The organism is Sphingomonas sp. QA11 (genome assembly GCF_028473665.1).
GTDB lineage: Bacteria > Pseudomonadota > Alphaproteobacteria > Sphingomonadales > Sphingomonadaceae > Sphingomonas > Sphingomonas phytovorans.
Genome location: NZ_CP098774.1, coordinates 1,968,254 through 1,981,547, shown reverse-complemented (window position 1 = coordinate 1,981,547; position 13,294 = coordinate 1,968,254). Strand labels below are relative to the sequence as shown.

The 13,294-nt window shown below is 63.4% G+C and carries 15 protein-coding genes; 4 read left to right on the top strand and 11 right to left on the bottom strand.

Going from position 1 to position 13,294, the window contains the following annotated elements:
* The first annotated feature begins 55 nt into the window (after window positions 1–55).
* Window positions 56–1,117, top strand: a complete 1,062-nt coding sequence (gene mgrA, locus NDN01_RS09075; RefSeq protein WP_272627059.1) for an L-glyceraldehyde 3-phosphate reductase — start codon at window positions 56–58, stop codon at window positions 1,115–1,117.
* A 92-nt stretch (window positions 1,118–1,209) separates the two neighbouring features.
* Here mgrA and NDN01_RS09070 read toward each other — a convergent pair whose 3' ends face one another.
* Together NDN01_RS09070 and NDN01_RS09065 are read right to left on the bottom strand one after the other, a co-directional pair.
* The gene (locus NDN01_RS09070) at window positions 1,210–1,443 is read right to left on the bottom strand and encodes a hypothetical protein (protein ID WP_272627057.1); all 234 of its coding nucleotides are present in this window, start codon (window positions 1,441–1,443) and stop codon (window positions 1,210–1,212) included.
* A gap of 131 nt (window positions 1,444–1,574) precedes the next feature.
* A complete protein-coding gene (locus tag NDN01_RS09065; RefSeq protein ID WP_272627055.1) occupies window positions 1,575–2,963 on the bottom strand; it encodes a M20/M25/M40 family metallo-hydrolase in 1,389 nt (462 codons plus the stop codon).
* A gap of 183 nt (window positions 2,964–3,146) precedes the next feature.
* On the opposite strand from NDN01_RS09065, the gene ettA reads away from it, so the two are divergent.
* Window positions 3,147–4,826, top strand: coding sequence for an energy-dependent translational throttle protein EttA (ettA, locus tag NDN01_RS09060; RefSeq protein WP_272627053.1), 1,680 nt, complete (start codon window positions 3,147–3,149; stop codon window positions 4,824–4,826).
* A gap of 79 nt (window positions 4,827–4,905) precedes the next feature.
* On the opposite strand, the gene NDN01_RS09055 is transcribed toward ettA, so the two are convergent.
* From NDN01_RS09055 to NDN01_RS09045, 3 genes are all read right to left on the bottom strand, one after another.
* Window positions 4,906–5,478 (bottom strand): Uma2 family endonuclease, encoded by a 573-nt coding sequence (locus NDN01_RS09055; RefSeq protein WP_272627051.1) that lies wholly within the window; start codon window positions 5,476–5,478, stop codon window positions 4,906–4,908.
* A 49-nt stretch (window positions 5,479–5,527) separates the two neighbouring features.
* The gene (locus NDN01_RS09050) at window positions 5,528–5,824 is read right to left on the bottom strand and encodes an acylphosphatase (protein WP_336298361.1); all 297 of its coding nucleotides are present in this window, start codon (window positions 5,822–5,824) and stop codon (window positions 5,528–5,530) included.
* 135 nt (window positions 5,825–5,959) lie between these two features.
* Window positions 5,960–6,226, bottom strand: coding sequence for an acylphosphatase (locus tag NDN01_RS09045; RefSeq protein WP_272628129.1), 267 nt, complete (start codon window positions 6,224–6,226; stop codon window positions 5,960–5,962).
* A gap of 262 nt (window positions 6,227–6,488) precedes the next feature.
* On the opposite strand from NDN01_RS09045, the gene NDN01_RS09040 reads away from it, so the two are divergent.
* Window positions 6,489–7,154, top strand: coding sequence for a DUF3108 domain-containing protein (locus NDN01_RS09040; RefSeq protein ID WP_272627050.1), 666 nt, complete (start codon window positions 6,489–6,491; stop codon window positions 7,152–7,154).
* A 119-nt stretch (window positions 7,155–7,273) separates the two neighbouring features.
* Here NDN01_RS09040 and NDN01_RS09035 read toward each other — a convergent pair whose 3' ends face one another.
* From NDN01_RS09035 to NDN01_RS09025, 3 genes are all read right to left on the bottom strand, one after another.
* Window positions 7,274–7,654 (bottom strand): DoxX family protein, encoded by a 381-nt coding sequence (locus NDN01_RS09035; protein ID WP_272627049.1) that lies wholly within the window; start codon window positions 7,652–7,654, stop codon window positions 7,274–7,276.
* A 77-nt stretch (window positions 7,655–7,731) separates the two neighbouring features.
* Window positions 7,732–8,214, bottom strand: a complete 483-nt coding sequence (greB, locus tag NDN01_RS09030; protein ID WP_272628127.1) for a transcription elongation factor GreB — start codon at window positions 8,212–8,214, stop codon at window positions 7,732–7,734.
* A gap of 125 nt (window positions 8,215–8,339) precedes the next feature.
* Window positions 8,340–10,331: a lytic transglycosylase domain-containing protein gene (locus NDN01_RS09025; RefSeq protein WP_272627048.1), complete on the bottom strand. Its 1,992-nt coding sequence runs from the start codon at window positions 10,329–10,331 to the stop codon at window positions 8,340–8,342.
* Between the two features lie 88 nt (window positions 10,332–10,419).
* Here NDN01_RS09025 and dapA point away from each other — a divergent pair, with 88 nt between their 5' ends.
* A complete protein-coding gene (gene dapA, locus NDN01_RS09020; protein WP_272627046.1) occupies window positions 10,420–11,301 on the top strand; it encodes a 4-hydroxy-tetrahydrodipicolinate synthase in 882 nt (293 codons plus the stop codon).
* A 638-nt stretch (window positions 11,302–11,939) separates the two neighbouring features.
* Here the strand turns inward: dapA and rplI are convergent.
* From rplI to rpsF, 3 genes are read right to left on the bottom strand one after another with little or no spacing between them, the layout of a single operon-like run.
* The gene (gene rplI, locus NDN01_RS09015; RefSeq protein WP_272627044.1) at window positions 11,940–12,542 is read right to left on the bottom strand and encodes a 50S ribosomal protein L9; all 603 of its coding nucleotides are present in this window, start codon (window positions 12,540–12,542) and stop codon (window positions 11,940–11,942) included.
* A 12-nt stretch (window positions 12,543–12,554) separates the two neighbouring features.
* The gene (gene rpsR / locus NDN01_RS09010) at window positions 12,555–12,779 is read right to left on the bottom strand and encodes a 30S ribosomal protein S18 (protein WP_034158365.1); all 225 of its coding nucleotides are present in this window, start codon (window positions 12,777–12,779) and stop codon (window positions 12,555–12,557) included.
* 14 nt (window positions 12,780–12,793) lie between these two features.
* Complete coding sequence (gene rpsF / locus NDN01_RS09005; RefSeq protein ID WP_272627039.1) at window positions 12,794–13,216, bottom strand: 30S ribosomal protein S6; 423 nt, start codon at window positions 13,214–13,216, stop codon at window positions 12,794–12,796.
* Between the last annotated feature and the right edge of the window lie 78 nt (window positions 13,217–13,294).

Here is a 13,294-nt window from a genome sequence, read left to right as displayed (position 1 = left end):
CAGTCGCGTCGCCGTCAGGCCCCGAATTCCACGCTTCACCGACAGGAGTTTTCCGGTGCCATATCCTGTACCCTACGCCGCCGATCCTTCCCGCTACGATGGACGAATGCCCTATCGCCGATGCGGCAGGAGCGGGCTCGAGCTTCCGGCAATCTCGCTTGGCCTGTGGCAGAATTTCGGCGGCGCTGACGTGTTCGAGACGGGCAAGGCGATGCTGCGCCGTGCGTTCGACCGGGGCGTCACCCATTTCGACCTCGCGAACAATTACGGCCCGCCTTACGGGTCGGCGGAGGAGAATTTCGGACGTGTCCTGGCCGCCGACCTTGCCGGGCACCGCGACGAGCTCATCATCTCGACCAAGGCCGGTTGGGACATGTGGCCAGGACCCTATGGCGATGTCGGCGGATCGCGCAAATATCTGATCGCGAGCTGCGACCAGAGCCTCAAGCGCATGGGGCTCGACTATGTCGACATCTTCTATTCGCACCGTGTGGATCCGAAGACGCCGCTGGAGGAGACGATGGGCGCGCTTGCCCATCTCCAGCGCCAGGGCAAGGCGCTCTATGTCGGTATCTCCTCCTATTCGCCCGAGCTGACCCGCAAGGCGGCGGCGATCCTGCGCGAGGAGCGGGTGCCGTTACTGATCCACCAGCCGAGCTATTCGATGCTCAATCGCTGGGTCGAGCACGGCCTTCTCGACACGTTGCAGGATCTGGGTACTGGCTGCATCGCCTTCTCGCCGCTCGCGCAAGGGATGCTGACAAGCAAATATCTGGGCGGGATGCCCGAAGGCGCCCGGGCGACCAAAAGCGGATCGCTTGGTCAGGGGATGCTGTCCGATGACAATCTCGAGCGCATCCGCGCCCTCAACGCGATCGCCGAAAGGCGCGGCCAGACCCTGGCGCAGATGGCGATCGCCTGGGTGCTGCGCGATCCGCGCGTCACCTCGGCCTTGATCGGTGCGCGGACGGTGCAGCAGCTCGACGATTCGCTCGATGCGGTCAATCGGCTGGAATTCGACGAAGCCGAATTGCGCGAGATCGATCAATATGCCGGTGAAGGTGGGATCGACCTGTGGAAGGTGTCGTCAACGCTTGGAAGCGAATCTGTAAGCTGAGGTCCGGACGGACGGGGCGCCAAACGAAAAGGGCGCCCCCGAAGGGACGCCCTCTCTAAACAGCTGACCAGGCCGAAGCCCGGCCGAGCTGATTACTGGTTCGCCGTGACGTTGTCGGCAGCGGCATGCAGGTTGTCGGCTGCATTCTCGAGCGCGTCTGCTGCAACGGCGTTCGAGGTGTTGTCGGCCACTGCAGACAGGTTGTCGGCAGTCGCATCCAGGTTGTCGGCCACTGCTTCAGCGTTGTTCTCGGCAGGAGTGGGCTTCGAGCAGGCGGCAAGCGACATCAGGCCGGCGGCGACGAGAACAAAGGCGATCTTCTTCATGCGGATGCTCCCAAGCATAGCAAAAATTCGCGGCCAGCCCGATTGCTTACCACGAGGCGCTTTTCATAGCGGACGGCGCAGGTGCGTCAATCGCAATTCATCTTGCAGAAAGGTTCGGTCACGGTTTTCCGTCATTTCTTGATTTGCATCGGTCCGATTTCTTCCGGCGCGTTCGCAACCACCGCAAGCATTGCCGTCCATGCCGCGACATTCTGACGGAGCTGTTCGACGTCGATCACGTCGATCGTGTCCTCGGGCGTGTGATGATAATCGAAATAACGCAGGCCATCCTGGTTCAGGTCGATCCCGGCGACACCGGTCGCGAGCACTGGTTCGACATCGGTCCCGCCGTTCGCCACGCCGAGGCCGCGGATGACGCCGATCGGCGTGAGCGCTGCGGTCAACCGATCGACGACCGGCCTGGCGCTGTCGGGCAGGTTGGTCTGGAAGCGCCAGACCCGGTCAGCGCCGAAATCGGATTCAGCCGCGATGGCATGGCGTTCGCCGGCATGCGCCTTGGCATAGGCGGCGCCGCCGAAGCCGCCGGTTTCCTCATCGCCGAACCAGACGACCCGGATCGTGCGGCGGGGCTTTCCCGAATCCAGCAGCATCTTGGCCGCCGCCGTGGTGATGCCGACGCCGGAGGCATCGTCGATCGCGCCGGTGCCAAGATCCCAGCTGTCGAGGTGCCCGCCGATCAGGACGACGCCCGCCGCAGGATCGCTGCCCGGCACTTCTGCCACGACATTGCCGGATTCGCGCAGGCCGACCCGCTTCGGGGTGAGCAGCAGGTGGAGCGTGACGGGCTTGCCGCGCTTCACCATGCGTTCCAGATTGGCGGCATCAGCCACCGAAAGGGCGGCGGCGGGGATCGGCGTCACGCCTGGTTCGAAATTGGTGACGCCCGCGTGCGGCCCACGGCCGTGATCGGTCCCGATCGAACGAATGACGATGGCGCTCGCGCCCTTCCTCGCGGCGATGTTCGGACCCTGACGGCGGGCCGCGCCCTGGCTGCCATAGCTCGATCCATCCATCGTCCGTTGCATCGTATTGGAGACGAAGGCGATCTTTCCCTTCAGGCTGCCGTCGGGGGCGGCGCGCAGATCGTCGATGCCCGGGAAGAAGACGATTGGCAGGGTGAGTCCGTCGGGCGGCGTCGCGCCCGAATTGCCGAGCGCGGTCAGGCGCAGGGGCTGGGGGTAGGGCGACACGACCTCGGCGCTCTCAAGCCCGCGCACCCAGGTGTCCAACTGATAGGTTTCGATCCGGACATTCTGGAAGCCAAGGCTCCTGAGCTTGGCCATGCCCCATTCGCGTGCCCTGGCCTGTTGCGGCGAGCCGTCCGGGCGCGGCCCGATCTCAGTGGTCAGCCCTTCGACGATATCCCAGGCAACCTGGTCCTTCAGCGCAGCGTCGCGGAGCCTGCCGATGGCGGGGTCGAATCGCGTCTGCTGGGCGACGGCCGGAAAGGCGATGGTGGAGGCGGCAAGTGCCGCGAGAAGGGATACATTGCGCACCATCGGGTCCTCCGTTCGCCCCGAAAATGTCGAGGACAGTCGCTTTGTCGCTTAGAAGCAGGAACGGTGCCTCGACAAGCGCCGCATGTACGGATTTTTGAACACGATCCGGTTTGCCAATCGGCCGCGCAACCACTACATGCGCCACCGAAATTCCCCGCATTCAAACGACGGAGCCGATCGGCAATGGCCGTGCAGTACAGCTATGTGATGAAGGGTCTGACCAAGACCTTCCCGGGTGCCGCAAAGCCGGTGCTTAACAACATCCACCTCCAGTTCCTCGGCGACGCGAAGATCGCGATCATCGGGCCGAACGGATCCGGCAAGTCGACGCTCATGAAGATCATGGCCGGCATCGACCCCGATTTCGTCGGCGAGGCATGGGCTGCCGAGGGCATCAAGGTCGGCTATCTGGCGCAGGAGCCGCAGCTCGATCCGACCAAGAACGTCATCGACAACGTCAAGGACGGTGTGCGCCCCGTCGCCGACCTGGTCGATCGCTTCAACGCGATCTCCGCCGAAATGGGCGATCCGAAGGACGACACCGATTTCGACGCGCTGATGGAAGAGATGGGCGATCTCCAGGCCCGTATCGACGCGGTCGATGGCTGGAGCCTCGACAACCAGCTCGAGATCGCGATGGAGGCCCTGCGCTGTCCGCCGGGCGACAGCCCCGTCACCAATCTCTCGGGCGGCGAGAAGCGCCGTGTCGCGCTGTGCAAGCTGCTGCTGGAAAAACCGCAGATCCTGCTGCTTGACGAGCCGACCAACCATCTCGACGCCGAGAGCGTCCAGTGGCTGGAGAATTACCTCAAGGAATATACCGGCAACGTCATCCTGGTGACCCATGACCGCTACTTCCTCGATAACGTGGTCAACTGGGTGCTCGAGCTCGATCGCGGTCGTTACTATACTTATGAGAGCAACTATTCGGGCTATCTCGAAAAGAAGGTCAAGCGGCTCGAGCAGGAAGAGCGTGAGGAACAGGGCAAGGCCAAGGCGATCGCCGACGAGCTCGCCTGGATGCGCCAGACCCCCAAGGCGCGCCAGACCAAGTCCAAGGCGCGTATCCGCGCGTTCGACGAACTGATGGAGAAGCAGGAGAACCGCTCGGTCGGCAAGGCGCAGATCCTGATCCAGTTGCCCGAACGTCTCGGTGGCAAGGTTATCGAGGCGAAGGGCCTGACCAAGGCGTATGGCGACAAATTGCTGTTCGAGAATCTCGATTTCGTATTGCCGCCAGGCGGTATCGTCGGGGTGATCGGGCCGAACGGCGCCGGCAAGTCGACCCTGTTCAAGCTCATCACCGGCCAGGAACAGCCTGATGGCGGCACGATCGATGTCGGCCAGACGGTCAAGCTCGGTTATGTCGACCAGAGCCGTGACGACCTCGATCCCAACAAGAATGTGTGGGAAGAGATTTCCGACAAGCTAGAGGTCTTCCGCTTCGGCAAGCAGGAGCTTGGCACGCGGGCCTATGTCGGGGCGTTCAACTTCAAGGGCCAAGATCAGCAGAAGAAGGTCGGCCAGCTATCGGGTGGTGAGCGCAACCGCGTCCATCTTGCCAAGATGCTGAAGGAGGGTGGCAACGTCCTGCTGCTCGACGAACCGACCAACGATCTCGACGTCGAGACGCTCCGCGCGCTCGAAGAGGCGCTGGAGAGCTTCGCCGGCTGTGCGGTGGTGATCAGCCATGATCGCTTCTTCCTTGATCGCCTCGCGACGCATATCCTGGCTTTCGAGGGCGACAGCCATGTCGAATGGTTCGAGGGCAATTTCGAGAGCTATGAAGCGGACAAGCGCCGTCGCCTGGGCGACGCGGCGGATCGCCCGACGCGCCTGGCGTACAAGAAGCTGACGCGCTGACGGAACCAGGCGTGGCGCCCGAACGGCGCCACGCCTGCAAGATCGCCCGCAATCGCGATCGTTCAGCGGCGTATGCGGATTATAGCGTGGTGGTTTCCACGATGAGGCCCGCGATGCTTTCGCTCGTCACCGGCTGTCCGAATGTGACGACCTTGCATTCCGCATAGCCCTCGTCTTCCGGCAGCCACATCTTGTGGATGACCCTGGCGTTCACATCCACCACCCAATATTCGGGCACATGCGCACGGGCATAGATGATGGCCTTGCGTGTCAGGTCGTCTTTCACCGTCGTGTCGGAAACTTCGACGATCAGCGCCACCGAAGCGACGGGAACAAGCCCTTCGCCCTTGGGCTCGCTTGTCAGCACGATGTCCGGTTCCGGTGCGTCAAACTCCGACAGTGCCACGCTGGCTTCGATCAAAGGACGCAAGGGCGAACCGGTCGCGCGCAATCCATCGCGCAGGGCATCATATAATTCTGTCTTGGCGAGTGCGTGCGGCCGGTGTTGGGCGTTCATAAAATAAACGTCCCCCTCGATGAGTTCGGTCTTGCGATAGGCGTCGAATGCACCTGACCTGTCGAGCAGCAGATAATCGTCCACCCGCAATTTTACGGGCAACCGGGAGGTGTTGAGGGGCAGAAGCTCCGTCATGGCTGGGAGATACCACGGAAAACGTGATTTTCCACCTTGGTGCGATCTATTATGCCGTAAAACGCTTCGTGAAACCCTTGGGCGGACGCTCGCCATCGGCATGGGCTTCGATATGATCGACCCGCGCCAGGGGCGGGCCCTCCCGGCACTTGTCGATCAGTGCCGCGGAAGCGTCGCTGTCGCCGATGATCAGGATTTCTACCCGGCCGTCGGTGCGGTTGCGGACCCAGCCGATCAGGCCGAGCGCCTTGCCGTTGCGAACGACCCAGTCGCGGAAGCCGACACCCTGGACCTTGCCGGAGATGAAGACGCGCTGAGTCGTGGGCGGGTTGGTATCGGTCATCATTTCGTGTCCCGGGAGTCGGCCCTGACAGTGCCGATCTTAATGCAAACGCATGCGGCCGCGGCGCCGAACGGCCGGCCTGATCGCCGAACATCCGGCATTGCCGAATCGCCGGGCATCGCCCGGAACTGATGTCCGCTATGCCTCTATCCCGAGGCGCTTATTGAATCCTTTGAGATGAATCTCGCCGACAGCCTGCACCTCGATGTCGTCGACGCGGGCAAGCTGCGGTCCCTGGCGACAGGCCTCGACCATCGCCTCCAGTGCGGTGTGCTCTCCCGATGCCATGATCTCGACCCGGCCATCCCGAACGTTGCGCACCCAACCGGTTACGCCCAGCGCATTGGCCGTCCAGATAGCCCAGTTGCGGTATCCGACCCCCTGAACCTTGCCGCTCACGATCATTCTCTGTGTCGCGCTCATTTGTCGTTTCTCGCTCTACACGACCGTGCGACCCCCGCCCGGCCAGGGGCAAACCCTAACAGCGGCCGATACGGCCAAAAGCCGGGTGCAATCATATTCGCCGCGATTCCGGCAGATTTCAGCGTGGGATGACTGATTTTCGAGATGGTTAGCGAGTGCTTCTCACACGTTCGGGCTCGCAGCTTGCGAAATCGGGATCGTAGCGTATTGCCTGAATAATACAGATCGATCGGGAGATGCAGCCATGATTCTCGCAACCTTGCTGGCGGTCACCGCGCTGCCGGACGGTGAAAAGCTGACCGCCGGTACCGCCTGCTACGCAATCATGCGGGATGCCTCCGTGATCGGCGCGACATGGCAAAGCGTTCGCTCGACCGAGGTGGCGGGGGAGCCGGCATGGGACATCGTCGTACACCAGCGGGTCGGCGCGGCCTTCGACCTGCGTGACCATTTCGTGCTGGCGCGCAAGGACCTGCGGCCGATCGCCTTCGACAATCGCAAGCTCGGCAAGGAATATGTCTCTCTGCGCTATGCCAATGGCTGGATCACTGGATCGCGGATGGAGAAGGACGGCGTGGTGCCGGTCGATCTCGCGGCGCCAGCACAGGTTTGGGAGGGCAATCTCTGGGGCCTGACCTTTGGCGCGCTGCCCCTTGCTCAGGGCGGCGAATATGCGTTGCCCTTCTATCAATATGACAAGGGCTTCGGGACATTCACGCTGAAGGTGACGGGCAGCGACATAGTCGAGACCCCGGCAGGCAAGGTCGATGCCTGGACCGTCGACGTCGCTACCAGCGCTGACCGGCTAGTCACCTATCTCATCGGCAAGGCGAACGGTACCGAACTCGGTAGCCGGGCGCCGGGTTTCTCCACGCGCCTCGGCGGCGATTGCAGCGGACTGGAAGCATGATCCTGACGACCGTGCTTGCGGTCGGGGCAAGCGCTGCTTCCGCGGCACTGCAGGAAAAGGTGCAGCCCGAAAGGGTACTTGCCGAATAGGGGGCGTGCCCCGCACCCAGCAAGGGGCGACTATGCTTTGGCGCGGGCGGCGTCCGCGCTCCATATGCCGCCGCCGGCAGCAGCGAGGTACAGGAAGATGAAGCAGTAGAGCATCGCTGGCTCACCGTTGTTGGCGGCCGGGAAGAAACCCTGCGGAGCATGGGCGATGAAATAGGCGGCCGCGCTCATGCCGGAGAGGACGAACGCGACAGGCCGGGTGAAGAGCCCGATCACGATCAGCGTACCGCCGACCAGTTCGAGCACCCCCGCTGTTGTGAGCAAGGGATTGAGCGGCATGGGGAAGGGCGGGATGCCGAAGAATTTCGAGACGCCGTGCTGGAGAAAGCCCAGGCCGGTGACAATGCGCAGGATGCTGAGAAGCTGGGAAGACCAGGTCGCGGGGATCGGCATGACGGTTCCTCTCGGATCGTTTCGTTGCGCGATCGTTTCATGACGGGCGGTTGCCGTCAATCTGCCCGCGGGAAACGCTAGGTTGCCGGGTAGGCGATGGCGATCACCTCATATTCCTTTTCGCCGGCCGGGAGCGTGACACGGCGCAGGTCGCCCAGCGCCGCGCCGCGCAGCGCGCGGGCGAGCGGCGCGTTCCAGCCGATCCGCCCCGCCGCGGCATCGGTCTCGTCGTCGCCGACCAGGGTGAGGACACGCTCGACATCGTCCTCGTCGGCGATCGTGACGGTGGCGCCGAACCAGACGCGGGTCCGGTCAGGCTGTGCGGCGGGATCGATCACCACCGCCGCCTTCATCCGCTTTGCGAGCCAACCGAGCCGTCGGTCGATCTCGCGGAGGCGCTTTCGGCCGTAGATATAGTCGCCATTTTCCGAACGATCGCCATTGCCGGCTGCCCAAGAGATCACCTCGACCAGCTTGGGCCGCTCGTCCCCAAGCAGGGTGCGATATTCGGCGCTGAGCGTGTTGTAGCCGGATGGGGTGATGTAGTTGGGGCGATCCATAGGCAATCCGTCATGCCGGGCTTGTTCCGGCATCTATTGTTCCGCAGGCGCGGCGGACGAGATGTGTGCGGCATGGCGGACTCCGGAACAAGCCCGGCGTGACGGAATATGTTGCCCGCAGCCGTTCAGCCTGGCGTGTTCTTGCCGAGATACCAGCTGATCCGCCGCGGGCCGCTTGAGCGCGAGTGCGAGGGGTTCATGAGGTCATAGACGACCGCGTTCTCCAGCACGCGCTGGACGTAGTTCTTGGTCTCGTAGATCGGGATCGCCTCGATCCAGTCGATCATGTCGGTGCCCGGCATGCGGGGATCGCCATTGGCTTTCAGCCATTTGTTCACATTGCCCGGGCCGGCGTTGTACGCGGCCAGCGCCAGCGGGTAGCTGCCATAGAGCCGGTAGACTCGCTCGAAATAGCTCGATCCGAGCATGATGTTGTAATCGGTGTCGCTGGTCAGCGATCCCGGCTCATAGGACATGCCCAATTTGCCCGCGGCCTCGCGCGCGGTGCCCGGCATCAGCTGCATCAGCCCGCGTGCGCCAGCGTGGCTGACGGCCGCGCGATCGAACTGGCTTTCCTGCCGGGCGATGGCGTGAATCATCGTCCAGCTATCCTGGCTGGCCGCCGGTACGCGGACGCTGGGGAAGCCAACCGTGCTATATTCGCTCAGCCCGTTCTGCAGGGCGCTGCGCCCCACCATGACGCCCAGGTCGGGGCGGCCAAGCGTTCTTGAAAGCTCGGTGGCGAGGACATGGTCGCTGTCGGTCTTGGCGTCGATCGCGATCTGGCGGACAAAGGCGGTCTGGTCCTGCCAGGCGCCGACCGTGCCGAGATACTGCGCCACGCGCACCGCCTCGCGGTTGTAGAAGGCGGCGCGTACCTGCGGGTCGACCGGTTTCATCAGCGGATCGCCCGGCGGCGTCAGCGGCTGGCCAAGCCGTTCGATCGCGAGCTGGCCGTAGAACATGTCGCGGAAACCGGCCGCGCGCGCGTAATAGCGGTTGGCTTCTTCCCGGCGGCCAGCAGCCTCGGCGGCGCGGCCCGCCCAATAGAAGCCCTTGGACTGGGTCGTCGGCGTCTTCGATGCGCTGCCATAGCGGGTGAACATGCCGATCGCGTCGGCCGGCTGCCCCAGCTGCTTCAGCGCGGTCTGCCCGGCGAGCCATGCCAGGCTCGTATAATCGTCCCGCTCGCCATAGGGCTGTTCGCTGACGTCGGTACCCGCCGGATAGGCGTCGTCGATCTGCCGGGCGATATCGAAGGCAGTTGAATATTGCGCATCGGCCGCGGCGCCGCGCGCATAGGTCAGCAGCGCCTCGAACCATTTTTCAGGGCTGCCGGGACGCGACGTAAGCGCCTGGCGCCGTGCGAGCAGGCTGCGCGCGCTTGGCGAGGCATTGTTGTTGCGGAACCAGGCCGCCCGGTCAGCGAGATAGCCAGGATCGCCCGCGCCGATCGTGCTGGTCGCCGAGGCGAGATCCGAGGCGTTGGCAGCATTGGTGCGCAGGGCGAGCCGAGCCTCGAACAGCGGACGCTTCGAGGGAGTGACGAGGGCGAGCTGGCGCTGGGCCGACTGAATCGATCCCTGCCAGAGGAGCATGTCCATGCGCGCGTCATGATCCGCCGGGGTGAGGGCGCTGGAAAAGCCGCCGATCAGCTTCGCCTCGTCGGATGCGGAAAGCGATCCCGATACCCAGGCCTTTTCTGCGGCGAGATTCGCCTCGTCGCGCGAGCCGGTCGCGGCTAGGGCCTCGGCGAAACGGGTCCGGCCGACACCGGTGAGCGGCGGATAGCGGCGGAAATAGGTGACGGCGGTACCGGGCGACCAGGTGCCGGCGGAGAGCGCGTTCTCGGCGCTTCGGCGCATGCTCATTTCGCCGGGCCAGCCGGGATGAGCGAGCAGGAAGCGGGCATAGGTCTCGAACGGATAGCCCGAACTGTCCTGGAGCGATTTCCATTCGGTGATCGTGGCGGACAGCCCGCTATTGGCGGCTGCCGAGCCCTCAAGGACCTGCTGCGCCCGGCCCCAGCCGAGTTGATCCTGCGCTGTCCCGGAGGTCATCGCCAGGCCCGAAACACCGGCGAACAGCAATCCCGACTTGATCAATGACGGTATCATGTGGACAGGATATGGAAGCCGACCTTATTTGTCGCTGAACAATTTACAAAAATGCGACGGAATCACCGTCCCGTAGGAGCACATCAACATGTTTTCGGGTTCGATCCCGGCGCTCGTCACGCCGTTCGAGGAAGACGGGCGTTTCGCCGAGAGCGCGTACCGCGCGTTCATCGACTGGCAGATCGCCGAAGGGTCGACTGCCCTGGTGCCGTGCGGCACGACCGGCGAGGCGGCGACGATGTCGGCCGAAGAACATTTCCATGTGGTCCGGGTGTGCGTCGAGCAGGCGGCCGGCCGGGTGCCCGTGATCGCGGGTGCCGGATCGAACGACACGCGAGTGGCGATCCAGAACATCAAGGCAGCCAGGGATGCCGGCGCAGATGCGGCTTTGATGGTGCCGCCCTATTATAATCGTCCCAATCAGGAAGGCATCTTCCGGCATTTCGAGGCGGTGGCGAACAGCTGCGACCTGCCGATCGTCCTGTATAACGTGCCGGGCCGCACCGTGACCGATATCGCGGTGGAGACGATGGGACGAATCGCGAAGGCTTTTCCCAGTGTCGTCGGGGTCAAGGACGCGACCGGGATCATCCAGCGCGTTTCCGGCCAGCGCGACGCGTGCGGTGCGGATTTCTGCCAGATCTCCGGCAATGACGACATGGCATTGGCGTTCATGGCGACCGGCGGCCGGGGCTGCATCTCGGTGACGGCGAACGTCGCGCCTCGCCTGTGCGCCGAGTTCCAGGCGGCATGCCTGGCGAGCGATTATGCCAGGGCGCTGGAATATCAGGACCGCTTGTTCGAGCTGCACGTCTCGCTGTTTACCGACGCGTCGCCGGGTCCGGTGAAATATGCGCTCAACCGCGTCCGCCCCGATTTCCCGAAGGCTCTCCGCCTGCCGATGACATGGCCAAGCGACGCGAGCCAGCGCGCGGTCGATGCGGGTCTGGCACGCGCCGGGCTACTGTAAGGGGCAGGCACTCCGCGGCGGACAAGATTTTCCCTGTTCCCGTCCCGTAACAGGGAAATTAACAGGGAATTTTTCTTTTTCCAGGCCCCGGCGAGGCACATATTTTAGAATTTATCTTGTGATCGCAATGATTTGGATCTTCCGCGTTGCTCGGTAACAGGGAAATCGGCTCCGCGCGAACAGGGAAAAACCCGGTTTAACAGGGATTCCTGTCGCATCCGGACCAACGGGCCCGATGCCATCGCATGAGAAAGAGCGGGTCGCGGCGCAGCAGCCGTTCGACCGCCGGTCTGGGTGCGATGATTCACCCAATCATTGAATCGATCGGGCGCGCGCGACTCGGTTCGTCGCTGGAAAGTTCCGCTTCGGCGTAAAAATATTCTCGTTCATCCTGTTGAAACCTTTGGCTCGCGTGCGCATTTTCCGCTTCAAGTTCCTCGAACACGAAACGAGAACAGGCCATGAAGTCCGTCGTTCCGCTTTTCCTTGCCCTTATCCCGCTGGTCGCGGTGGTAGGAGCGTGTGTCGCGGTGCCGTAACGCCGAGTTACCTCATTCGCCGTTTCACGGCAGGCAAAAGAAAAGGGCCGCCCGGACATCGTCCGGACGGCCCTTTTTCTATGCCGACCTTGCGGTCGTTCAGCCTTCGGCCGATGCCTCGCCTGCCGGCTCGGACTGGACCTCGGCGGTCGCACCCGGCTCAGCGTTCGGGTCGTACGCCTCGACAAAGCCTGCCTCGTCCTTCTCGAACATGGCGGCCATGACATCGACGCCCTTCGCCTGCATCTCGGCCTCTTCAGGCGAGCGTGCGACGTTGACCTTGATCGTCACGGCGACTTCGGCGTGCAGCGAGACCTTCACGTCATAGACGCCGATGGCCTTGATCGGCTTGTTCAGCACGATCGCCGACTTCGGCACCTTATGGCCTTCGGCCTCAAGCAGTTCGAGCAGATCGCGGACCGCGACCGAGCCGTAAAGCTGGCCGGTGTTGGACGACTGGCGGATCAACGTCAGCGTGATGCCGTCGATCGACTTGGCTTCGGTCTCGGCTTCGCCGCGACGCGCGGCATTGTCGGCCACGATCTTCTCGCGGTTCTTTTCGAAGACCTTGCGGTTGGCTTCGTTCGAGCGAAGCGCCTTCTTGTTCGGCAGCAGGAAGTTACGGGCGAAACCGTCCTTCACCTTCACCACGTCGCCGATGTTGCCGAGCTTCTCGACTCGTTCCAGCAGGATCACATCCATGAGTCCGGCTCCTTACTTAACGATATAGGGCAGGAGGCCCAGATGACGGGCGCGCTTGATCGCCTGAGCGAGCTCGCGCTGCTTCTTGCCGCTCACCGAGGTGATGCGGCTCGGGACGATCTTGCCACGCTCGGACACGAAGCCCTGAAGCAGCCGGACGTCCTTATAGTCGATCCGGGGGGCATCCTTCGCGGAGAACGGGCAGCTCTTGCGGCGGCGGAAAAATGGGCGTGCCATTGTCTATATGCTCCTTATTCGCCGTCGAAGTCGCGACGCGGGCGGTCGCCACGGTCGCCACGGTCCGGACGGTCGCCACGGCCCTCGCGGTCACCACGACGCTCACGGTCACGATCGCTCTTGCGCATCATCACCGACGGACCCTCTTCGAGGGCGTCGACCTTGACGGTCATGTAGCGGATGATGTCTTCGTTGATCTGGGTCTGGCGCTCCAGCTCGGCGACCACGCCGGCCGGCGCGTCGATTTCGAGCATCACGTAATGCGCCTTGCGGTTCTTCGCGATCTTGTACGCGAGGCTGCGCAGGCCCCAGGACTCGGTCTTCACGACCTTGCCCTTGTTGTCCTCGATGATCTTGGTGGCGGTTTCCGCCAGCGTGTCCACCTGCGCCTGTGCCAGATCCTGGCGCGCAAGGAACACATGCTCGTAAAGAGCCATGGTTCTTACCTTCTCTTGGCCGATCGCTGACGTACGCCCCATGCGCAACGCCCCTCCGGCTGTCGTCTCAAAACAACC